The organism is Algoriphagus sp. 4150, assembly GCF_031457395.1.
Lineage (GTDB): Bacteria > Bacteroidota > Bacteroidia > Cytophagales > Cyclobacteriaceae > Algoriphagus.
In genome coordinates this window covers 1-23,002 of sequence record NZ_JAVDWS010000020.1, presented here as the reverse complement: position 1 = coordinate 23,002, position 23,002 = coordinate 1, and the positions used below count along the sequence as shown (strand labels likewise).

The following is a 23,002-nucleotide window of genomic DNA, read 5'->3' as shown; positions in this document are numbered from 1 at the left end:
TTGATTTAATTAAAAACAGCTATTTCCTGAATTACTACTTCCCAAACCTACACCGAAGCTATTGCCTCCCCGTGTACTGACTGCTATAGATGCATGAGCCCCAACACAGACCCTTCCTCCTATAAAGCAAAGGCGGTTGCAATTACATTTTTTTCCTACATGCCCCTCAAATGATCCTGCAGCTTTTCCGTTTAGAAACCATCCCTGGGCGTTCCCATATCCGCCCGTGAAAGCATAGCAGGCGCTGAACCCTGCCCCGATACAACCCGGCCCGATGCATCCTTCCGCTCCGGCGCTCAATCCTCCGGCCACTCTCATCCGGTAATCATTGCCCGAGAAGTTCAACAATAGCATAACATCCGAATAGGTATGGAACCAAGCTTTTCCACTTACAATGTATAGGTCGATGGATTTCGCATTCTCCTTTCGTACACCGATTTCGGTTTTACCGTGCAGGTATACCCCAGAGAATTTGTAATCATCCCCACGGGCATACAGGTCACTATCCAAATACCTGAAATAAGCGGAAATGTCGTCCTCCCGGTACTTTGGGTCCCAAATATTGACCCCCATGGCGTATTCTCCGTAGCTGTTGAAGAAGCCCAAAACATTGACCTGCGTGTTGGCACCCAGAAATACATAGGATTCGTTCGGATCCCATTTGATGCGGAGTAAGCCATTGATTTTGGCAGAGGCTACCCCTTTGATGGGTTCGATGTCCGCATTTATTCCTATGGAGAAGAATTTGCCCGGTACATTCAGTTCTACCCTTGCCTTGGCCAACTCGAAGGCACTGGCGACTTTCACTCCCACCTCCCCGACGATGACCGGCCCATCCGTGACCGTAAGACTGATTGGTTCTAAGTTGACTAAAGTACTCAGCCCTGTGATCGAAGCTCCCCCGGAAATATTGATCTTAAATTTCCCGTTACCGGTGTTGTATTGGAAACCTCCTCCGACGCGGTTTATTTCCACTATCCCTACAGGAATGATAATGCCTGATTTAAAATCCGCGCCAATATCAATTCCGTTGGCCAGTTTGTAATAATGGAAATTGACCTCAGCATTGATGGGTGTTCCCGGCACTCCCAGTGAGCCTCCACCTTCGAATCCGTTGTTTTTGATCCCTACCCGTACCCCGACTTTCATGATTGGAAGGGCGAGTTCTCCACCGATGACCCCTACATCGTACTCGGAGCCTCCGCTGGATTTGGCCTTGAACCGTATATCTGCCACTTCAAATTTAAGCCCCTTGAAGTTGACGTTGAACTCTCCCTGCACACTGATAAACGGAGCCTGTCCGGAAAGCGAGCTAACAGTTAGGTTTTTGATGTTGAATTTGGCAAAGGAAAGATCGGCACTGTAATTAACCGGGGACTGCAGCAAGAACCTGCCATCGGTCTGAACCTGGAAGGATGGAATCTTGATTTCCTTGGTGATCAGTTGGTCAAACTTCATACTGGCACTCCCCGACAAGCTATATACTTGCGTATTGCCCACCCGTCCAAAGCTGAGCGGATTACCTGCTGTGGTCAGCTTGACGATGTTATAGACATTAAGCCCGGCATCAGGAAAACTAAACTGGCCGCCATAGATGGCATCTTTACCGAGGCTGAGATTGGCAAATTCAATCTGGGATTCGCCCGATTGAGGAATGCTTACTTTCAGTTGTCCGCCCAGCTTGAACCCATTTTCACTGAAGATTACATTGGCAAGGGCAGCTTCCCAGCCGCCGATCTTGATGGCAGGAAGATCGGTGTTTTTGACTCGAACTGATTGGATCCGTAGTTCCCTGCTTATCGTGAACGTTTCTACGACCAGCTCAGCTGAAGATACCGGGCCAAGTGCCGGGGTATTCAGGATACCTGCCAGTCGAAGTTCGCCGGTAGTGATCGCTGACTTGGCCAAATCCAGATTCAATCCAAAACCATACAGGTTCATGGACACCGTATTGCCTTGCCCACTTGCAAACCGAACGGTAGCCTCGGGGGCTCCTGTAACACCGCCTTCACGGAATACTTCTAGGTTGGCAGGCCCTGTGCTATTTTCCAAAGCAATGAATAAGGGATCTTGTGGGGAGAAATTGAAGCCCCGGCTTCCTTGGATTTGGTTGACTGCAAGCTCCACTTTTCCACTTATACTTCCTTTACCTTCCCCATTTCGCATCACTCTTAGCTGTTGGTCGCCTTTAAGTATTACAGGTAGGTAGCCGAAGAGTTTCAGGGGCAGGTTGGAAATATCCGTGATTACTTCTCCATTTGCAGGCAAGGCATTCCCCTCAGCATCAAAAGTTACCTTGACATTGGCAAAAGGAATAGTGTGGGAACTAGACTCTCCAAACAGGGTAGGGGCAGCTTGCATGTTTACAAATCTTCCGTTCCATTTTTGTCCATTTCCATCGACTACTGCCTTATCCAGTTCAATGTCAAAGCCCAGCAAGGTGGAAATGTTTTTCCCTCCTCCGTCTTCCAGCATAAAATTCAGTTCTACTCCGCCGGACGGTGGTAAAATGCGGTTTTCATTTTTACTGAGGTATCCTGATTTTGCAGCACGGATTACCTGCTCTCCGGCGGGAAGAACCAGTTCATAGGCTCCTGTTGGTCCAGAGGTAGTAAAGAGGTATTCCTTGCCCTCCACGGAGATTCGTGTATCGGCCAGTTTCTCCCCGCCGCTGCTGACCTGCCCATGGACACGTACGCCTTTTTCCAGTGATAAGGTTACTTCGGTTACTTCTCCTGTTTCCAGAATATTGATAGCAGCCTGTAAGGTGACATAACCCATACCGGATGGAGGCGTGACAGTCACCGTAGCCTGCCCTCCAAAGCCTTCGTATAGCCATTGGCCTTGCTGGTCGGTGGACTGGATTGTGTCAAATAGGGCTATTTTGGCCTCTGGAATCCTCAGATCACTGCCTTTCTCCACTACGGTAAACCTTACCTTACCGATCCTTGGAAGTAATGGACCAATGTCACCTAAATCATGGGTTTTAGTGGAGGCATATGCTGCATGATTTAAATGAAATGTGGTATTGATCTGGGAAGAAAACAGGGTGCTTAAAGATATCGGTAGAGAATATGAAGTTTGGTCCTCTGTAAAGCCGGCATCAGAAGGTCCTCTGTAGGTGTCTCCTGGAGATTGCATGGTGTTAAGACTGAGCCCCAAGGCACCTATTTTTACACTGCCGGCATTTCCGAAAAGGGCAGGAGAAAATGTACTCCCTGCCTGAACAGCCTTTTGCACGGTAGGGGTGGACTGCATACTCTTTACCCAGCTATCGGGGTTGGATAAGTTCATGACGTCTGTTCCTGTGGTTACATTCTGTTGTTTGGCTAGGAGTTTTGTTGATTTTTTACCCTTAACCGCACCGGAGGATTCGCTTTCTTTTCCAAGCTCGACAGGGATCTCCATCAGGATGTAACCTTCCTTCTCCACTACCAAGGTATGTTTGCCTTTGTAAAAACTAGTCTGGAAGAGTCCTTCTTCTCCGCTTTCAAAATAGTTGGATCCTCCCTTGAAATGTAGCCGGGCATAAGGAACACCCGTTTCTTTCAAGTCGATTACACGGCCTACAATATTGAATACCTCAGGAACGACTGAAAAGGATCGGGTTTCTGAGCTGCCTTTCACCGCAGTGAAGGATTGCTCTTTACCGGGTGTCACTTCCATATCCCTATAATTATAAGGGAGACTGACCAGCTTGAGGGTATAGCTGGCACCTTCTTTAAGTATCGGAAGGTTACCGATGAGGTATTGTCCTGTACTGTCAGTTTTTACGGTATATAGGCCATACTTACTTTTCAGCTGCTGTTCACTCATCAGCTCATCTGATACGGTGATAGTGGCATAGCTGAATGAAGCCGAGGCAGTGGAGGCGCCGGTTTGTACAGCAGAAGTGATAGCTACGGGTTTTGCAATTCCATTGGAAGATAAAGCAGCTGCACTGCTAATGGGGTTCACTGGGGAAGTGGATGCAAAACTTACCTGCCCGATGTTCGGGTTAGTCATAAGGGCGGCTACATTGGCTACCTCGGCTTGTACATTTAGTCCATTGGCCAGGGTTGTAACACCTCCTGTATTTTCTGCTAACACGTCCTCCTTATTGTATTCGACCGTAAGGACAGCCCCGGGAATTGGAACGAGGTTTTCACCCGCCTGAAGAATTACTTCCCCATTTACAGAAGGTCTGGTTAGTCGGCTCTCGTAGCCGGGTTTGACCACGAGTATGCGTGAGGAAGAGGCTTTTGTATCCGAAACCCTCAGTTGCGTACTTTTTTTAATCAGATTGCCGGAGAGTCCTTCGATTTCTATATAAAGGCTACCTTGATAAAATAGTCGTGCCATGGCAAATTCCACAGACTTGATAGGGTTGCCTCCTGCCTGGATACTATCCACTGCGACCAATCGATACCTACGCCCAGCCAACAGAATTTCCGGTTTATTGGCAGCATCAGGCATTCCCTCATGCCTGAGATAGGGATACTTGTCCAGCTCACTTGACTCCCGATATACCCGGATACGCATTCCCGGATTACTGCTAAGATTGGGTTCAGATGTCTCGATAGTCAATTTTGGCTGAAATCGGTAAGTTTTGGCAAGAAGTGTAAATGAGCCCAGGTCAATCGCGAGATCTTCAAGCCTTTGGATAGGAAGCTCGTATTCAAAGGGTTCAAATCCCGGCGCATTTACTGATACCACAAGTTTTTCATAGGGGTTTTTGCCCTCGTATTCAGGATGGAGCAGTTGCAGGGTAAAGTTGCCTCCGGCATCTGTCCTAGCCGTTGCCAAAACCGTAGAAATCGGATCTGTTTCTTTACCGGTAGTCTGATTGGCCCGTTGATCCTGAATTATCTTGGACGTTCCGGTACTTGTGGCTTGGCTGACCGGTGTATTGGCGGAGACCTTCGTGCCTAGTTTAGAGATACTTTCAGAGGTACGGAGGCCACCAAATTGGATCTCTTTCTGCAGGGTATTGGGGGTTTTGTTTGGGTTGCTTGGCTGATTTGTTATTTTGGGAGGAGCTCCTTGGGATTTGATTCCACGGATGGTTACTGTGACATCTGCCAAAGGATGGCGTTGGCTTCCTGTATCCAGACTGATTGTTTCATAATTGTAAGCAAGGGAATTCGAAGCGCTAGAGCTGATAATATCCGTCGCAGCTAACGCAGTAGCTGAAACATTGGAAGCAAGGATACCACTGGCGACAGTCAGTGAACTGGCCATACTGAGTGTAGGGTCTGCCTGGCCCAATGCCGTAGGTTTCGAGGCTTGGAGTTTATTATGGCCAAGATAATAGTTGACAGGAGTGGCATTTAAAGAGGCCTGTGAAATCATTGTCGTTGATTTCATTCCCGCTACGATACTATTAGTCTGCGCCCCCACGGCGCTGCTGCCTGGTGATGCAGCGGAGGTTTGTGTGGCATTATGGATTACAGGGCCTTTCTTGAAGTTTTCTTCGGATGATTTGAATGCCCAGGAAAGTTTCCCCGAAACAGTATGCGTAGCATATTCCAGCGGGGTTTGGCTTTCGGCAATTACGGGGGACGTACCAGTCCCTCCGGTCTGGCTTCCATTTTGGCCATAGGTAAACTGAATTACCTCACTCATTCCCCGATTGCGGAAACTGGAAGTGCCGAACGGATCAATCGCCTGTACCATAAGGGCATATTGTCTGCCTACCGTAAGTTGCGGATACTGTGGGCCGTAAAGAAGCGTGTTGCCGTAAATTGTCTCTTCAAAGAATGCAGGCGTGGTAGCGGACTGCATTGCATCATTGGGATTGCGTGGGGCAATCATCTCCACCATTTTTACCAGATACTGGGTATTCGGAGCGGCTCCGGGAGGAGTACTCCATAGGATGGGAAAAGACTGAACCCCTGCGGTTGCAGGCAGCTCCTGCTCACTGAAAGGCTGCAGGATGGTCGGCGGTTCCAAGCTCCGTAATAACAGTTGGCTGCACCCCATCCGTTCATCACTCAGTGGTTCCAATGTCGTATAGTCTAGTGCCTGAACACATATTTCATAGATACCCTCAGGCAAACCTGCCCGGTTTAAAAAGTCATCCTTGGAGACACCCTCAAATATGATCTGGTTTATATCGAATAAAAACCGGATATCATTCCCATTGAGCTGTACAGGCTGACGTGGGGGCAGAAGAATGGGCTGGGGACTTTTGTAGCCCGCCCTCAATCGTGCACTCACACCGTTTTCCCCTGTGATCCATCCTGTCAACTGGATTTGCAGAGGGTCATTTCCTGTATTGATCAATGTGACGGATAAAAGTTCTGGCCTGGAAGCATAATCCACGGCGCGACTCTGATAAGGAGGGATGATCTGTACATTTACCTGTACTTGACCCTGGATGGCAGTGGTGTGCCAGAAACAGATGAAAAATGGAACCAAGAGCCATAACTGTCTTTTTATTGCGTTCATAATCTAAAGTTTATCTTATAGGCCAATTCTGCGCGTGTCTCTGTGAATGATGGATTTGCCCCCGTGACAACACTTCCGGGATTGTTGCTAGTCAGGAAAAATGAAGACCTGAAGGAGTGAGCCCCATTGATTTGATAGTTGATGTTCAGGGTACCATTGAGTATGGTGCTTTTCCCTGCTTCCGTGATTCCTTGCATCAGGCTGGTATTGATCCCAGTCTGAAGTTTCTGCTTTAGGAACCTATAATTACCGCCTAAAGTGATTCCACGATAGGAGTTTTCTGTGCCTGCGGCTTCCAAATCAGTATAGCTGAGGCTTGAGGATAGACTCAGCATCTTTTCCGGGATACTTAGATTGTAGCTGATTAGGTATTGACTTGTGGTGATGTCTCGGTTAATAGCCTCTTGCTCGAAGTAACTGTTGAAGTCTTTCATGCCGCTCCTGCTGGCCGAAATGAGGATCATATGGGTCATCTGCTTACCGATGATGGTATAGCGGGGCATTATATTGAGTGTCTGGGTAGTCTGCACGATTTTTAGCGAATCCGCAAACCGGAGCGTATTGGGCTTCTGGTTATTGGAAAAATTGCTGTAGTTGATGTCTATTCCCAGCCGCTTGGTGATTTCCGCTCCCATGATTCCCGAACCGATGATCCGATGGGTAGTGGATTCTTTTTGCCCCAGCACATTATCGTTTTGGATTCCTATACTGGTATTTAAGCGGAGTCTTCCACTGGGGAGGACAAAACTGGGATTGATGGTGATGTTTTGTAGATCATTGGCAAAGAAGTAGGCGCCCATGGTTCTGAAATTTGGTTCAATCCGGCGATAGTTCAGTTTGATCCCAAAGTATTTGTTTTTATATCCCAAAGCCGTGTTCAGCGCGAAATACAACTCACTGCTTCCGTTTAGATTGAGCATTCTTGCCAAGCGGCTAAGTTGCGGATTGGAAATCGAGTCGATCGGTATTGGTGAATTGATATCATGAGTGTACACACTGGCAGCCCCGTCGCTTTCCAACACAAGTTTGTCGAAGAAGGTGAATCGCATGCTATAGCCCATCACTGTATTGGAAGCGGCGAGTACTTTTATTCCATCAGGCAATTCCATCTCCGGTTTGGCGGTAGAATCATCCTTGGCGTGCAGGAAATTGAGGTCAAAATGGTTGGCATCGGTACCAAACCCTATTTTTCCTGCCATTCCTCTTCTGCTGAATGAGAATGGCACCAAAGCCTGAAGTGTGGTGTCAATGACTGTAGCACGGTTTAGCCTTCCGTACATAAATCCCGCACGCAGCTTGCCAGGGTTGATCTCAACCCCACCGCCTAACATGGTGTGGCCTGCAAGTGTAAACGGGGAGAAAGTCACATTCCGATAACCGGCGTGTACGGTAATCCACTTATAGGTAGGACTCATGCCAAATTGGTTGAATGGCTGCCGGAAATTCCTTTCGTCCTTACTCAGCATAAAACTTATCGGTATGCTTATTCCGTAAAAACTCAATGTGGGACTTCCACTCAGAATGTAGGTGAATGGCTCCCGTCGGTTTGGAATGCCATTTACATTATAGTATATGCCCCGGAGTTCCAGTCCTCCATCAAGACCAAATGGCTTTTGGTCTTTAAGGTTTTCCAGGTCTTGTGCCTGTAGTGTATTGCCCAAAAACAAGCATAAAAAGCAGAATACCGGGATTGTTATCCAGTTGGTGATTTTAGCTGTTGGGCAGGAAAAACATGCTTTTGACATATGCCGTTTTGGTTAGTATTTTGACTGGAAGAGCTAGCGGGGATAGCTTATCGGATTGTTGAAATAAATAATCCTTATCACATCCTTTTTAGGGAATGAGTGAATGCACGTTTCCAATGAGCCAAACCTGCAGTTGGACTAGGAAAGCCTGATGAAATCGAGCCTGCCAAAGGCAGACAGATATGATCCCGTACCTACGGGATCACATGAAGGGATGATTATTCTTTATGCGGGATTCTCTCGAGAATCAGGATAGGTTCTGGCTTTTGAAAAAAAATCATAAATACATGAAATCGACACGATTAAAATCATCATTAAAACAAACAGGGCTCCGCCGGCTGGCAGATTAATCGTCAAAGATTCCATCTGACCACTAATAGCAAATTATAAACAGATGAAATCGAGCATGTCTAAGGCGACACACAACTTGTCCCGAACTTGCTTCGGGAGAGGGATGATTATAAACCATGCGACCTGCCTTCCGTAGGCAGGGATTCCATCCCGTTTCCTTCGTCACGGGACAGGCTATCCGACCATTAAGAATCAAATTATAAACAGATGAAATCGAGCATGTCTAAGGCGACACACAGAGGGATGATTATTCAACGTGCGAGATTCCATATGACCATTGAAAATCAAATTATAAACAGATGAAATCGAGCATGACTAAAAAGTCACACACCGGGATGATTATAGATCTTGCGAGATTCCATCTGACCATAAAAAATCAATTATAAACAGATGAAATCGAGCATGACCCAAGAGTCACACACTGGAATGATTATAATGCATGCGAGATTCCATCTGACCATTAAAAATCAAAATATAAACAGATGAAAAAAAAATCTCACTTTATCGCTGATTTTTGCTAGGAAAGTCTAAATTATATTGCCCAATTACAACCTGAGTAGATAAAAGCTATTCCACCACGTACGACACTGTTTCTACCTCTGACAACCTGAAATACCCCAATGCGTATTCGCCCCCATCGGTCTGATTGACGATGTTTCCCCGGATATTGGCGGGTGGTGTACTGAAGGGACCTCCACTCGATGCTTCTTCCAACAAGGTCATGTAATGGAAAAAACGCCGGGATATGCTCTTGAAGCTAAAGACTATCTCAATGCCGGGCTCCAGGTTTTCATCCAAATAATCGACCCGGGCTTGGTTGCCCTGGGACAATTCGTCGCTGATGAGTGTACGCGCAGGGGCTGTCAGAAAGGACGCATTGGCTTCGGAAAGGTAAAAATTGTCCACCTCCGGATCGTCTTGGTAATATAATGTAAGCCGAATCCACTCCTCTCCAAAAAAGGTGATATTTTCCTGTTCAACAGCAGAAATTGCGGGTGTATCCATAAGTTTCTCGGTAGCGGTATAGGTTTGTCCGTTACTGACAATGGCGAGGCGGTAATCTTCCCCGAGTACCGGCACAAAATGGTCGCAGTCATACCGGCCTGCTTCGGAAGTTTCCGAAAAATGGAATTCCTCCCCGGCACTGTTGGTAATCAATATCACAGCTCCCGATACGGGAGGGACCTCGGAAGCATAATAATCTGTGGTGGTACTCAACCGGATGGTCTGTTGGCTGCCGTCCGTGCCTTTTACCCAGGCTATATTGGCATCGATGACCAGACGCGGCTCCGCAGTCTCCAAACCTATATCGATCACATCTTCGCAGGAAGTGAAGAATACAGCTAAAATCATCAAGTAGCTTATACGCTTATATAAGTTCATGTTCATCAGAATTTAAAATTATACGAAATACCGGGCACTATACCGAATATGGAAAGACGGACTGCTTCATTGTTCCCGGTATCCCCGTTCATCCGGAAATTGATGGATGCCGCGTTTTTGCGGCTATACACATTGTAAAGGCTGAAAACCCACTCCCCCTGCCAGTTTCTTTGTTTTTTCGGTTTGGGGATGTAGGTGGCGGAGAAATCCAGGTGGTGGTAAGCCGGCAGTCTGCTGTCGTTACGGGATCCGTAGTTGGGTATGCTGATGCCGTCAAACTCGTACTGCCCATTAGGGAAATTAACAGGTCGTCCGGTCTGGAAAGTGAAGTTTGTTCCCAATGTCCATGCATCGTCCAGCTGATAGCTCCCGGTGACAGATATGTCATGCAGCTTGTCATAGGACGATAGGTACCAATCCCCGTTGGCAATTCCGGGTTCATCCGGTGTACGGCCCGGAGTACGCTGCTCTGCTCTGGAGAGCGTATAGGCTACCCAGCCGGTAAGCCGTCCGGTGTTTTTCTTCAATAGCACTTCCAGTCCGTAGGCACGTGCTTCACCATTGAGGATCACCTGTTCAATGGTATTGTTGGCAATAAGATTGGCTCCATCGATGTAGTCAATCCGGTTTTGGACAGTTTTATGAAACACTTCGGTTTCCAGCGAATAATCACCGCCTCTGAAATTCTTAAAGTATCCCAGTGCCACTTGGTCCAGTAGCTGGGGATCTATAAACGGCCCGCTTGGTGTCCACAAGTTAATCGGTATAGGTGCCTGGGTATTGGCCAGAAGGTGGATGTATTGGGCCATCCGGTTGTAGCTTGCCTTGATGGACATATCCTCATTAAAAGCATAAGAAATCCCTAGACGAGGTTCTAAGTTATCAAAGCTGTTGATTGTTTCGCCACTTCGGTAATGGGTGGATCCTGTGGGCATCCCTCCTTCGTACAGCTGGAAATCCGTATTGAACACCACGGCGAGGCCGTTTTCGTACTGTTTGATCTCCTCGCTGCCCATCCTGTAAAACTGGCTATAACGCACCCCATAGCGCACCGACAGTTTTTCGGAAAGTTGGTGTTCGGCATCGATGTACAGAGAAGGCTCCAGAGCATATTTTTTGTCCAGCTGGGTGGAGTTAAAGCTGGAAGTTTCACCCTTGGCAATTAAGGTACCTGGATTGAATTCGTAAAAAACAGCGTGGATTCCGTAGTTCAGTTTGAAATTATCTGAAAAATAATGGTTGAAATCGTATTTCAGCCCGTAGTTCGTCACTGAGTTATTCCAATTAAATTCTGCTGCATTCAGGTCAAGAGTGAATGAGTACATGCTGTAAATTGCAGAGAGGTTCGAAATAAGCCTGTCCGAAAAACGCTGTTGCAAGCGCATACTGGCCATCGTGTTGCCGTACCTGATTGCAAACTCTCCTCCTATGTCCAAAACGTCCCTTCCTTGGTATCCCGAAAAATAAAGGGTCTTGTTGGCTCCTAACTTATAGTTCAATTTACTGTTGATGTCGTAAAAATAGCCTGCATTGTCCTTGAGATCCTCCGATAGTTTTAAAAACAGGTGGGCATATGAACCTCTTCCGGCAAGCATAAAGGAACCCCTATCCTTTTTTAGCGGACCTTCAGCCATCAACCTGCTGGAAATAAGCCCTATGCCCCCGTTCATGTGAAAATTCCGGTCATCACCGGTTTTCTGATGTACATCCAGCACTGAGGACACCCTGCCGCCGTATCCAGCGGGGATTCCCCCCTTGTACAGCTCCAAGCCGCTCAGGGCGTCGGAGTTGAAAATTGAAAAGAATCCAAACAGGTGCGAATCACCGAACACAGGGACACCGTCCAAAAGGATAAGGTTTTGGTCGGCGGCACCGCCGCGGACATTGAAGCCGGAAGAAGCTTCCCCGGCGTTGGTCACCCCCGGGAGTTGCAGGATGGATTTCAGCAGGTCGGGTTCGCCCAGCACTACAGGCATCCGTTTCATTTCGGCTACCGAAAGCCTGTTCATACTCATCTGCGGGGCTTTGATTTCGGTACCGTTTTTCATGGTAGTCACCACTACCTCTTCCAGCTCCTCACCATCAATGGCAAGTTCATAGGTTTCATGTATATCCCGGGTGAGGCTTAGGACTACTTCCCTGTCGGAAAACCCGATATAGCTAGTTCGTACCGTATAGTCCCCTCTGGGGAGTGTCATGGAAAATGCTCCGTCATCATCGGTCACCGTACCGCTCTGTCTTTCTCTTATATAGATGTTTGCCCCCATCAGTGGCTGGCTGTCCGCATCATGTACCACACCGCTGTAGGTGTAGGTTTGGCTCGGGGATACCTGTGGTTTTCCGGCGGGACCTGTTTTTGGCCGTACGGCAATATTCTTACCATTCAGAACAAAATGATACGGAAGTTTGTCATTCAGGGTCGTAAGCACCGCCACTATGTCTGCATTTTTTATAGTCAGATCTGTACCTATCGGCTTTGAGCGGACAAGTCCCTCATCATGGGCAAATTTGTAATCGCTTTGGTTTTCTACCTGTTGGAATATGTCCCGAAGTGTGGGGTTTTTTAAATCCATGGAGATTTCCTGTGAAAAACCTTTCGATACTATGAATATAAAAAGGGTTACAAAGAAGGGAGACTTCATGTGTTTATAATTTGATTTTTAATGGCCACAACTTGTCCCGTGACGAAGGAAACGGGATAGCCTGTCCCGTCCGCCGCGGCGGATCGGGAGAATCTCGCTGGATTTATAATCATCCCTCTCCCGAAGCAAGTTCGGGACAAGTTGTGTGTCGCTGGCGTCATGCTCGATTTCATCTAATTGCTGTCTTGTTTTTGTTTATGCGTTTATTCTGATAATGTAATCTGCCTGAGGTTATCATCCAGTTGTATTTTCAATCCGTATATAGTGGCAATGGTGCCGATGATGTCCCTTAACCCGTCACTCTTGCTCACCCGCAGCGTAACGGTTTTTGCTAAAAGGCTTTCATTGGCAGCAACGCTGTAACCATAGGTATCCAGAATATATGCCATGACATTGTTCAGCGCAGTGTTTTCGAAGTCTCTATAGGTAGTAAAAACGGTCACATCCACCTCATTGCCGGTATAGATAAATTGTTCGCCGGGTACCAACTCCCACCTGTCTGTCCGGCCTTCCACTTCCATTTCTACACTGCCTTCATAGAGCTGTATGATTACATCTTTTTCCGGTAGTGCCTGAATATGGAACGAAGTCCCCAATACCTTAGTCCTAGTCTCCCTGCCCTCTACTGTAAACGGGGAGCCCTCGTCTCGGACTACGTCAAAAAAAGCCTCGCCCAACAGTTTGACCGATCGGTTTTCTACAAAATTTTCAGCATAATGCAGTGTGCTTTCGGGCTGCAACCTTACCGTAGTACTGTCCGGAAGATAGAGGATCTTTACCCTATCGTCCGTATTTTGCACCGTAACGTACTTGTTTTCATCACCAAAAGGGTGGGTGTCAAGATTAATAACAGTAAACATCAACAGTATAAGTACCGCTGCGGCTGCGGCCGAAACCGCATACCACCGTCTGTACAGTGGGATGTCCCTAGTCTTAAATGCCTTCTCCGAAAAGCGTTCCCAAGAGGCCTCCATTTCTTTTGCAGGCATGCGGGGGTACTCTTGCTTCCAAAAGACCTTCAGGTAATCCGTTATTCTTTTTTTGTCCATTATTTCAATGTTAGAGAGGTGTTTTTTTACTAAAAACCTCCTGATTTTGATTAATCGGTAAATGTCCCGTCGGGATCACCGTTGGCCCCAACCCTTAAAATCTTGTTGTAGTCTTCCAAATCAAAATCAGATGATGCAGTTGGCCCACTGTAGCACTTCAAAAACTCCCAGCTCTGACGTTAGTCCATTACATCAGTTGTGAAAACTTCTACGCGCATAGATTCGCTTTCTAAAACAAAGTTTGGACAGACACTACATTGGGTATGACAATCGGAAAAAATAAAGTTCCCAATGGAAAGGGGTGTTTTTTTTAGAAAAAATTATAACCAATTGAACATCAGCGTAATTAAAATTTCAAGGGTTGCTGTACTTCTTAGATTTTCTTTGAGGGATTTGCTGGCCAGATAAATATGGTTGGCAATGGTTTTTTGCGAGAGGTTCGTCATTTCTTCAATCTCGTCGTAGGAATAGCCGTCTATTTTATGAAGTGTAAAAATTTCTTTTTGTTTTTGGGGGAGTCTGTCCAAAAGCGTATTCAAAACTTGTCGTTTTTCCGCTAGATGGGCTATATCCTCACTTTCTTCTTCTTCGTGGAGAATATAAAGAAAATCAGATGGATCAAATGAGCTGTTTTTCTTTTCTCTCTTGACATGATTGAGGATGATATTCCTGCATATCACGAACAATTGCTTGTCCAGCAGCACTTCCTCATTTAACAGTGCCCTTTTTTCATAGAGCTTCAAAAAGGTTTCGTGCACAAAATCTTCCGGAGACAGCAACCTGAAACTGAATTTTCTCCCTATCCCCATTAATTTGGCGTAGTACTGCATATATACAGCCTTGTACGTGGCTTGGTTTCCCTCTTTTAATTGTCTGACCGTGGTTTTGTTGATTTGCATGCGATGGATTTTCAGCATCAAATTATTCTTAGATGAGCGGGGTTAGCCCATCAGAGGCTGTTTGCCGAATGGGAATTCAGAGAAAAGTAAAAATATCCGAAACAAAGATATGTAATTGTCCTAAAATTTGCAGTGCAGGCTGGCTACAATTTTTTCCGGGCGACAGCTCGCTTCGGGTAGACCGTCACACTCTTTGTCATGGGCAAAATGGAATAGCCACTGCTTGCTTTTTTTTCAATATCGATTGACTTCGTGTCAGTCCAAAGCAGGATACTTTAACAGGCCAATTTTTGAACCAAACTGTCATTATTATTTTGAAAATTGGACTGTGGTGTAAAATCGCTAATTTAAATGTATAGGGGATTCCCGCTGGAACTGTGATATTTGCATGGCCCCGATTCAGACCTCATTCCAATAATTTGCTAATTTTGAAATTAACTTATCCACCCCGGTAATAATTGTCCTAATTGAAGATCACCCGACCTTTTATGAAATCGAGCATGTCGTAAACGACACACTGGCATGATTATAAACGCTGCGACCTGCCTGCTGCAGGCAGGGATTCCATCCCGTTTCCTTCGTCACGGGACAAGTTATGACCATTGAAAAACAATTATAATCATATGAAACTGAAGAAAGTAATAGAGAATGCCCTGAACATGCTGGAGAAAGCTGACAATGGTATAGTGCTCATGAATATGTATAATGAAGTGGTTCATCCTGCCGATGCGGCTTTCAGAGGTGAGACGGTCCATCCCTACAATGCCAAGGCCTTTATAGAAGAGTCCCTGAGCCAGAATGGGCTGGACCTTAAGGATAAAGATCTAAGAATGAAACTGCTGAAGCTGATCCTGATTCTGGAGGAAACTGAGGCCAACAAGAGCAGAAAGAAAAAGCTGGATGATGTGCTAGCCGGATATGATATGGAAAGTTTTGGGAAAATTGTTTAGCCGGCAGCCCATGCAAGAAGCTATCGGGATGGCCTTACAATAAGCGGTATTTATTTTTTAAATTCCTCTTCCAAAAATTCAAACACCTTGTCAAAGTGGTTTAAGGGTTCTACATGACCTCCTTTAAAAGCAAGGTGTTGATACCGGTGCTTAAACTTATGCTTGGCCAGGCGGATGATCAGCTGTTCTGACATATGGGTAGCAGGCCATTGCTCATCTTGTGTTCCTGAGAGGAGTAGGATAGGGCCATTGATGTTTTCCACTTCTATTTCAGCAGGATGTACGGCATTTTTATCCTTCAACATCAAGGTAAAAGCTTCATACAAATTTCCCTTTAATGCCGGAACAAGAGTAGTTAACGGCGCAGGTACATAAGGGATTTCCCGGTTGTTGTACTGCCAGGAAGAGGTGTTAGCCGCAAGGGTATGTGCAGGAAAAGAGACATGGGAGGTGGAGAGTGCTATAACCCCTTTGAAATGAGAATACCGGCTTGCAAGATTTAATACCAACTCGCCACCTTTGCTTGCGCCCATTAAAATAAGGCGGCTGGTGTCCACCTGCGGATGGCGCTTTGCAATTTGCAGGACTGAATCTGAAATAGCATTAAGTGAAATACGGTCCAGTGTGTTTGGGGACTGTCCGGAATTGAAATACCCTATGGCCAATACAGCAAAACCTCTGGCTAGAAATTCGTCCCGCTTTTCCTTTAGGTAGTTACGCTCCCAGTCATTTCCCCCCGAGCCACCGCCAAATGCTACGATCAATGGCTGACTTGCGCTATCGCTCAAATACAAGTGAGTGTCTATCTTACCATAATTTTCAGACAGTGAGGGCGTACTCCAACCCAGATAGAAAAGAATTAAGCCAATTGCTAACAAAGCAGCCCCTATACCGATACCAGTCTTTTTCATCTGTTTATATTTTGATTTTTAATGGTCAGATAGCCTGTCCCATCCGCCGCGGCGGATCGGGAGAATCTCGCCAAGCGAATAATCATCCCTCTCCCGAAGCAAGTTCGGGACAAGTTGTGTGTCGTCTTCGATATGCTCGATTTCATAATTATAATTGTGTTTATTCAGCATTCCATTTCCCCAAACCCAACCTGGCTTTACAATCCTGCCGGAGACAGTTCCGGGGTGATTTTAGCACATAAAACCGACAAGAGTGATATTTAAATCATTATTTTCACCCGACATTTTCCCGACATTTAATCAGATACTGCTATAGCAAAGATTTCGCAATGATCTGGTCTTTAAAGCGGTGCTTTATTTATGCTTCTGCATATCTTTATGGTGAAGAAGATTGATCCAATTATATGATAGCAGACTCACTGGCCAGACAGTTTTTGGTAATGCACAGGCATTTTTTACGGATATCGGCGATAGAGGATGAGCTGGGTATAAGCGGAAAGTCTCTTTATAAATGGATGATAGGCAAGAGGGCGCTACCCGATCGATGGGAACAGCCGTTATACGATTACCTATATCCCATGCTGGATCCCGGGAATGAAATCCATCTAAAGACCTATTGGATTGACAGAGTGGTGGTTCTGGAGGAGCATCATTTACTGCCCCGGTATCAGCATATCAAGCCGGAGCTGTTGAGAAGGTTTCATTTCTCCGCGCAGTATACCGCGGGTGCCGATGTGGTTTACTTCAGGTATTCCAACAAAAAGCAGCGAGAAAGTAATATTTCCATCTATTCGGTCTATATCAAGAGTTCATGGTAGAAAAGTGAAAATGGAGGAGTAGAAATAAATAGGATTATCAGGCCAAGTGATAAACGACCACAATGACAGACAGGTTTGCAATGCAAGCGAGTATGGGGTTTAAAAGCAACACATTACAAACCTTTTGGTTTAACTAATAATTATATTTTCCGATAGTAAGGATACTTTATACTCTTTGGGTGCAGATTCCAGCAGTTATTTGGTATAGGTTCGGTCTTGTGGGCTTTGGTATCTTTCATAAATAGAGCTAAAAGATGAGTAAATAAGTAGCTTAAATGGAAGGCAATTTTTTTTAAACCGGTTCCAAATGTGTGTGTATATCAACTAAGTTATTGATAAAAAATATTTTTACGCCGCTTGTAACATTTCGGGTCTTTTCTACTCCAAGAAATAAAAGCCGAAATCATGAAAAAACTTAGTTGCTATTTATTGTTGTCTTTCTTGTTTGTTTCAATTTCCCAAGGCCAAACTGCATTCAGGATAGAGCGGAAAGGAACCGGTAAACCCATCCTTTTTCTCCCCGGATTTGGAAGTTCAGGACAGGTTTGGGATCAGGTAATCTCTAAATTTCCGGAACATGAATCCATTACGTTGACCTATGCCGGATTTGACGGAGTGCCCCCTATTGGTTTGCCTTGGTATTGCCGGATCAGCGATGAACTCATCAATTATGTGAAAGAAAATAACATAAAAGGACTCACGGTAGTAGGGCACAGTATGGGCGGAAACTTGGCAGTAGAACTTGTCAAGGCAATTCCCGATAGAATTGATCATTTGGTGCTGGTGGATGCCTTGCCTTGTATGAGAGAGGTAATGATGCCGGGAGTTCCTGCTCAGGCTTTATCCTATGACAGTCCGTATAATGACCAACTATTGAAAATGAGTGCCTCTGATTTTGAATCTTATGCAAGCCAAATGGCACAAGGTATGGCTTCAGGTGCGAAGGATCAGGTGCAGCTAAAGGATTGGTTGCTTGCTGCGGATCGTAAAATAGTTGTATATGGATATACGGACCTACTCAAGTTGGATCTCAGGGAAGGAATGGAAAGCATTGTAACTCCTGTATTACTATTGGTGGCAGATCAGCCTTTTGGAGATCAGGGGTTGGAAACTATGAAAATTCAGTATAATGGGCTGAAAAACAAAGAATTTAAGATGGCCAAAAACAGCAGGCATTTTATGATGATGGATCAACCTGAATGGTTGGCGCAAGAACTTCAGCGTTTTATTGAGCAGTGAGAGAATCAAAAAAAGAGCTGTTTTCCCGACTCTATGGGCAATATTATGCCATGGTATTTCAGCTTGCCCTAGGTTTTGTCAAAGGAGATCGGGATCAGGCGGATGATCTCAGCCAAGAGGTGTTTATCCAAGTCTGGAACCATCTGGATGGATTCAGATACCAATCCTCCCACAAAACCTGGATTTACAGAATCACGGTGAATTGCTGCCTGGGATTTCTGAAGAAATCAAAGCGTGGAGCTTTTCTCCGGGATCCTTCTCCTGGTCCACTTGATCAGATAGGGGAAGAGCAGGAAAATAGTCATCGTATCCTGGATGAATTATATAGGGCTATGGGGCAATTGGATGATCTTGACAGGCTGATTGTCACTATGATGCTCGAGGAGTTGCCTTATGAAGAGATTTCTGAGGTGCTGGGTGTTTCCCCATCCAATTTGAGAGTGAAGATCCACCGGGTCAAAAAGAAACTTAAAAAACTGATGAATCATGAATGAACTTCCCAAAAACATACTGGATAGCTGGAAATCTGCACAGGGATCCATTGAACCTAAAACAGTTGCGACCGGGCAATTGATTGAAAAAGCCAATAGAATAAAAAAGAAAAGTTTAAAGCTTCAATGGGGTAATCTCATCCTTTTGGGTGTTTCCTTAATTGGGATAACTGTCTGTTGGCGACTGTTTTTTCCTTTTCAGGAAATATTGAGTCAGGTAGGAGTGGCGTTGATGTTGGGAAGCTTGTTGCTGCGTGTTCTCGGAGAGGCTTATTCTGTGATTTCCTTTGGTGAATGTAAGTTTACGGGCAGCGCATCCCGGAAACTTCAGCAAGATGAAAAGTACCTAGGCCTAAGGACAAAAATAAACGGTGTTCTTACCTATTCTTGCCTCACTGTTTATAGTCTGGGGTTTTTGATGCTATCTCCTGAATTTTCACTGTATATCCCCTTGTTGTATATGTGGCTGATTTATGGATCTTACCTGCTTATGGTCTTGATTTGGGTGCTGATCATCCGGAAAAATGTAAAACAGGAAACCAATGACTTGATTAAAGTAGTTGAATTAAGGAGAGAACTTTGCAAAGAATCTTGAATTCCCCCAATTCAAAATATGCTTTCTTGAACATATCCTTTTAGTTATTTAGAACAACCAGCCAATTTCTTAACCGCGGATTATGCATTAGGTTTCGTCATAGCCTGTCCCGATTTTAATCGGGAAGGCCATTAATTGCAATAAAATCAGACTGTTTGGAGAGTGAGTCCGCCGCTGCGGATACGGTGAACTCGAAAACAGCAATATAATGGATAATGGCTGATTTTGAAGCAATTAATGGCTGCAATAGAATTGCTAGTACATATTCGGGTTAACCTGTAAACCATCTGGAGCAGAGTCAATCGCTCCCGAGAGCGAAGCGATTCGGGAGAGGGGTGAGGTAGAATTGCCGAAATCCTTGATTTGGTATTAGCAGACGCCCTGAACCCTGTGGACAATGGTGATACAGACGCAATAGGGTAGTGGAATGCTGTAAACACAAGTTTAGCGGTAACCCCTTTCGGACAAAGAAGGCAAATCTTCCGGACAAGAAATTTGCGGTTTAGCAAAAAAGCCTAGCTGAAGGATTTTTACCTTTACGAAAAAAACATGGACTCGATATTCAAATACTTTGACACATTTAGTAAACTCAGCCATGAAAGCAGAGAACTAATAGCAATGCATTTAGAATTCGAGACCGTAAGAAAAAATGACTATCTATGGAGAGTTGGTCAGAGAAACGGAAACATCTATTTTATCAAGTCCGGCGTGGCACGGCTATTCTTTTATAATGAACAAGGTGAAGAAACCACGGTTCATTTCGTTAGTCAAAATAAGTTTGTTGCAGATTTGGAAAGCCTGACTATGAATACACCTTCCTCAGTTTCCTGTGCGGCAACCATAGATACTGAGGTGATTGTTTTAACATCATCGGTACTTGGGAAGTTAAGCAAGGAAGTATTTGAATGGAACGAATTGATGAGGAAGATAACAGAGAAAACCCTGTTCGATAAAATTAAAACAAGGGACAAGATTTTTCAGGGTGAATCAAGACAAAGATACCTGTCATTTTTAGAGCATTTTCCATCCGTTGCAAATCATGTTCAGGCCAGTCACATAGCTTCCTATCTTGGCATTTCTCAATTTACATTAAGCCACATCAAGGGAGAGTTGAACAAAATTGATTTTTTGCGGAATAGCAAAAATTAGTTTTCACCGAAGGCGGTTCTTTGTATCCTAATTAAAACAAAAAGGATATGAAGCATTTATTAAAATCGCCCGCCACTTACACCGTTGGCATTGCGCTACTATTCATCACCACAATTTCCCTTGCCCAAAATACAGGCAATGAAATCATTGGCACATGGTGGAATCAGGAAAAAGAAGCGCAGATTGAAATCTACCAAAGCGGTAATACGTACGCAGGCAAAATTGTCTGGCTGAAAGAACCCGACGACCCGGAAACCGGTACCCCTAAATTGGACAAGAAAAACCCCAACACAAAATTGCGTTCAAGACCACTGCTGGGTTCCGACTTGCTATACGGTTTCACTTTTGATAAAAATGAAAAGGAATGGGTGGACGGGACTATCTATGATGGTAGAGAAGGAAAAACCTATAAATGCTACATCGCTCTAAACACGGATGGGACATTGAAAGTAAGGGGCTACATGGGAGCTTCCTGGATGGGATTGGGAAAAACAAACACTTGGACACGCAAAAACGAATTGACGCAATGAAAAAAGTATTTGTAACAGGAGGTTCGGGTTTCGTAGGACAAAATCTGATCTCAATGCTCATGGAACAAGGCTATCAAGTGAAAGCATTGGCACGTTCGCCACAGGCCATTCAAAAAGTAGAGCAGTTGGGTGCAATTGCAGTGAAGGGTGACTTGAACGATCCAACGGCTTTGGCAAATGGAGTAAAGGACTGTGCAACAGTTTTTCATTTGGCCGCTTCGGTTGACTTTTTCGCATCAGAAAAAGAACTCAAAAAATTACATGTTGACGCAACGCAACTGTTGTTGTCAACTGCAAAAAAATCAGGCGTTCGCAAATTTATCTATTTAGGTGCAGCATCGGTGATTATGAACGGAAAACCAATTGTAAATGCTGATGAATCCTTTATTTCCGACAACATTATTGACGGTTATTCAAAAACAAAACTACAAGCAGAAAATTTAGTGTTAAAAGCCAACACAGAGGTGTTTCAAACTTATTCGCTTAGGCCTCCAATGATTTGGGGCAAAGGCGACCCAAATACTTTGGCCGGGGTCATTGAGGCTGTCAAGAAAGGAAACATGCAATTCATTGACGGTGGCAAACACCGTTTTGTAACCTGTCATGTAGTCAATGTTTGCCACGCATTAATCTTAGCCGACAAATCCGAACACAGTGGCAAAGCTTATTTTCTTACGGATGGTGAACAACCGGTTTTTAAAGACTTTATCAAAAAGTATGTGGGTACGCAAGGTGTAACCGTTCCTGACAAAGCCGTTTCATTAGCAATGGCCAAGCGAGTTGCTTCGGTAATGGAATTTGTTTGGAAGAGTTTTCGGCTAAAAGGCCATCCACCACTTTACAAAGGACTGATAAACGCGCTAGGTTTAGAATTCATCACCATCGACAATAGGGCGAAACAAGAACTTGGATATAAACCTCTTATGACTATAGCACAAGGATTGGAAGCCATGAAGTAAAACGGGAAAGGAAGAGAAGGGCCTACCGCCAACAGCACCTACCCAAAAGTGGCGGTTCAGTGGTTAAACCTAAAGGCGGTAGGCAGGCATGATCTCGTAGCTACGGAAACACACACTGGGATGATTATAATGCATGCGAGATTCCATAGCCTGCCCCGACTATTCGGGGTGGCCACTGAAAATCAAATTCTTTTCACATGAAAAGAACCACTACCCACAATCCAGTAGAAGGCCTCGCCAACTGTTAAGTTGACGAGGTTTGCCTACTCCTCGGTGTACAAGTCTCACTCCACCGTATCCCGATTCTCGGGACAGGCAGCCCAGGGCTTGTATACTGCGACACATTGAAGCTCAGGTCTTGTTTTTGAGTAATTTCAATTTCCAACAAAAATATCCAACGCCCGCTTGACGGGACAGCCGAAATCCTTAATTTGGTATCAGCAGAACCCCAGAGACCTGTGGACAATGGGAATATAGATGCAATAGGGTAGCGGGAATGCTGTAACCACAAGTGTTGCCGGCAAAGAGTGGAATTACAACAGACGCAGATTTTAGCTTTTACCGACTGAAACTCTATCAAAACACCTATAAGTGATTATTCCATGACAAATGTTGTAACGGGCAAGAAAAAAGCAATACTAAAAGTCACCATCTACTGATCTTTGTTCTATATTTTATTCATCGCGGCTACTTCTCAATCTGGTGCTATTTTTTCGAAACATGTACACAGGTTTACTTCTCCTATACTAGGAACTATTATTGTTTTATATGATTATCCGCTACTTTGCCAGTAGGGTTGAATTCCCGCAATTATCAGTCGGTCAAAGAGTCTTTCCCCAAAATATCTACGGTTGAGCTTGTA

Annotated in this window: 15 protein-coding genes; 8 read left to right on the top strand and 7 right to left on the bottom strand. The window is 45.0% G+C overall.

The window, feature by feature from the left end:
- Positions 1-9 precede the first annotated feature (9 nt).
- The 6 genes from J2X69_RS19930 to J2X69_RS19905 all read right to left on the bottom strand — a co-directional run bounded on the left by J2X69_RS19930 (position 10) and on the right by J2X69_RS19905 (position 14,498).
- The gene (locus tag J2X69_RS19930) at positions 10-6,429 is read right to left on the bottom strand and encodes a hypothetical protein (RefSeq protein WP_310107299.1); all 6,420 of its coding nucleotides are present in this window, start codon (positions 6,427-6,429) and stop codon (positions 10-12) included.
- Entirely contained in the window at positions 6,426-8,174 is a 1,749-nt protein-coding gene (locus J2X69_RS19925; RefSeq protein WP_310107297.1) for a hypothetical protein, read from the bottom strand. The genes J2X69_RS19930 and J2X69_RS19925 overlap by 4 nt, the downstream gene beginning before the upstream one ends.
- A 918-nt stretch (positions 8,175-9,092) precedes the next feature.
- The gene (locus tag J2X69_RS19920) at positions 9,093-9,908 is read right to left on the bottom strand and encodes a DUF4249 domain-containing protein (protein ID WP_310107295.1); all 816 of its coding nucleotides are present in this window, start codon (positions 9,906-9,908) and stop codon (positions 9,093-9,095) included.
- A gap of 5 nt (positions 9,909-9,913) precedes the next feature.
- Complete coding sequence (locus J2X69_RS19915; protein ID WP_310107293.1) at positions 9,914-12,550, bottom strand: TonB-dependent receptor; 2,637 nt, start codon at positions 12,548-12,550, stop codon at positions 9,914-9,916.
- Between the two features lie 203 nt (positions 12,551-12,753).
- On the bottom strand, positions 12,754-13,599 hold the full coding sequence (locus J2X69_RS19910) for a FecR domain-containing protein (protein ID WP_310107291.1): 846 nt from the start codon (positions 13,597-13,599) through the stop codon (positions 12,754-12,756).
- A gap of 320 nt (positions 13,600-13,919) precedes the next feature.
- Positions 13,920-14,498, bottom strand: a complete 579-nt coding sequence (locus J2X69_RS19905; RefSeq protein ID WP_310107288.1) for a sigma-70 family RNA polymerase sigma factor — start codon at positions 14,496-14,498, stop codon at positions 13,920-13,922.
- Positions 14,499-15,121: 623 nt separating this feature from the next.
- Between J2X69_RS19905 and J2X69_RS19900 the strand changes: the two genes are divergently transcribed.
- A complete protein-coding gene (locus J2X69_RS19900; protein WP_310107286.1) occupies positions 15,122-15,448 on the top strand; it encodes a hypothetical protein in 327 nt (108 codons plus the stop codon).
- 50 nt (positions 15,449-15,498) lie between these two features.
- Here J2X69_RS19900 and J2X69_RS19895 read toward each other — a convergent pair whose 3' ends face one another.
- Positions 15,499-16,359 carry an acyl-CoA thioester hydrolase/BAAT C-terminal domain-containing protein gene (locus J2X69_RS19895; RefSeq protein ID WP_310107285.1) on the bottom strand — a complete coding sequence of 287 codons (861 nt, stop codon included), beginning with the start codon at positions 16,357-16,359 and terminating at the stop codon, positions 15,499-15,501.
- Between the two features lie 404 nt (positions 16,360-16,763).
- Between J2X69_RS19895 and J2X69_RS19890 the strand changes: the two genes are divergently transcribed.
- The 7 genes from J2X69_RS19890 to J2X69_RS19860 all read left to right on the top strand — a co-directional run bounded on the left by J2X69_RS19890 (position 16,764) and on the right by J2X69_RS19860 (position 22,140).
- Positions 16,764-17,177, top strand: a complete 414-nt coding sequence (locus J2X69_RS19890; protein WP_310107283.1) for a hypothetical protein — start codon at positions 16,764-16,766, stop codon at positions 17,175-17,177.
- 405 nt (positions 17,178-17,582) lie between these two features.
- On the top strand, positions 17,583-18,416 hold the full coding sequence (locus J2X69_RS19885) for an alpha/beta hydrolase (RefSeq protein WP_310107281.1): 834 nt from the start codon (positions 17,583-17,585) through the stop codon (positions 18,414-18,416).
- Positions 18,413-18,910: a sigma-70 family RNA polymerase sigma factor gene (locus tag J2X69_RS19880; RefSeq protein WP_310107280.1), complete on the top strand. Its 498-nt coding sequence runs from the start codon at positions 18,413-18,415 to the stop codon at positions 18,908-18,910. The genes J2X69_RS19885 and J2X69_RS19880 overlap by 4 nt, the downstream gene beginning before the upstream one ends.
- Positions 18,903-19,502, top strand: coding sequence for a hypothetical protein (locus J2X69_RS19875; protein WP_310107278.1), 600 nt, complete (start codon positions 18,903-18,905; stop codon positions 19,500-19,502). Before J2X69_RS19880 ends, J2X69_RS19875 begins: the two co-directional genes overlap by 8 nt.
- A gap of 549 nt (positions 19,503-20,051) precedes the next feature.
- Complete coding sequence (locus tag J2X69_RS19870; protein ID WP_310107276.1) at positions 20,052-20,651, top strand: Crp/Fnr family transcriptional regulator; 600 nt, start codon at positions 20,052-20,054, stop codon at positions 20,649-20,651.
- A gap of 47 nt (positions 20,652-20,698) precedes the next feature.
- Positions 20,699-21,181 (top strand): DUF2147 domain-containing protein, encoded by a 483-nt coding sequence (locus tag J2X69_RS19865; RefSeq protein ID WP_310107274.1) that lies wholly within the window; start codon positions 20,699-20,701, stop codon positions 21,179-21,181.
- Positions 21,178-22,140, top strand: coding sequence for an NAD-dependent epimerase/dehydratase family protein (locus J2X69_RS19860; protein ID WP_310107272.1), 963 nt, complete (start codon positions 21,178-21,180; stop codon positions 22,138-22,140). The genes J2X69_RS19865 and J2X69_RS19860 overlap by 4 nt, the downstream gene beginning before the upstream one ends.
- Positions 22,141-23,002 lie beyond the last annotated feature (862 nt).

What these genes read in the sequence shown, in the direction of transcription:
- J2X69_RS19900 (WP_310107286.1), top strand. Translation starts at nt 15,122, where the DNA reads ATGAAACTGAAGAAAGTAATAGAGAATGCCCTGAACATGCTGGAGAAA.
- J2X69_RS19860 (WP_310107272.1), top strand. Translation starts at nt 21,178, where the DNA reads ATGAAAAAAGTATTTGTAACAGGAGGTTCGGGTTTCGTAGGACAAAAT.
- J2X69_RS19920 (WP_310107295.1), bottom strand. Translation starts at nt 9,908, where the DNA reads ATGAACTTATATAAGCGTATAAGCTACTTGATGATTTTAGCTGTATTC.
- J2X69_RS19865 (WP_310107274.1), top strand. Translation starts at nt 20,699, where the DNA reads ATGAAGCATTTATTAAAATCGCCCGCCACTTACACCGTTGGCATTGCG.
- J2X69_RS19890 (WP_310107283.1), top strand. Translation starts at nt 16,764, where the DNA reads ATGATAGCAGACTCACTGGCCAGACAGTTTTTGGTAATGCACAGGCAT.
- J2X69_RS19895 (WP_310107285.1), bottom strand. Translation starts at nt 16,359, where the DNA reads ATGAAAAAGACTGGTATCGGTATAGGGGCTGCTTTGTTAGCAATTGGC.
- J2X69_RS19905 (WP_310107288.1), bottom strand. Translation starts at nt 14,498, where the DNA reads ATGCAAATCAACAAAACCACGGTCAGACAATTAAAAGAGGGAAACCAA.
- J2X69_RS19885 (WP_310107281.1), top strand. Translation starts at nt 17,583, where the DNA reads ATGAAAAAACTTAGTTGCTATTTATTGTTGTCTTTCTTGTTTGTTTCA.
- J2X69_RS19925 (WP_310107297.1), bottom strand. Translation starts at nt 8,174, where the DNA reads ATGTCAAAAGCATGTTTTTCCTGCCCAACAGCTAAAATCACCAACTGG.
- J2X69_RS19910 (WP_310107291.1), bottom strand. Translation starts at nt 13,599, where the DNA reads ATGGACAAAAAAAGAATAACGGATTACCTGAAGGTCTTTTGGAAGCAA.
- J2X69_RS19875 (WP_310107278.1), top strand. Translation starts at nt 18,903, where the DNA reads ATGAATGAACTTCCCAAAAACATACTGGATAGCTGGAAATCTGCACAG.
- J2X69_RS19915 (WP_310107293.1), bottom strand. Translation starts at nt 12,550, where the DNA reads ATGAAGTCTCCCTTCTTTGTAACCCTTTTTATATTCATAGTATCGAAA.
- J2X69_RS19930 (WP_310107299.1), bottom strand. Translation starts at nt 6,429, where the DNA reads ATGAACGCAATAAAAAGACAGTTATGGCTCTTGGTTCCATTTTTCATC.
- J2X69_RS19870 (WP_310107276.1), top strand. Translation starts at nt 20,052, where the DNA reads ATGGACTCGATATTCAAATACTTTGACACATTTAGTAAACTCAGCCAT.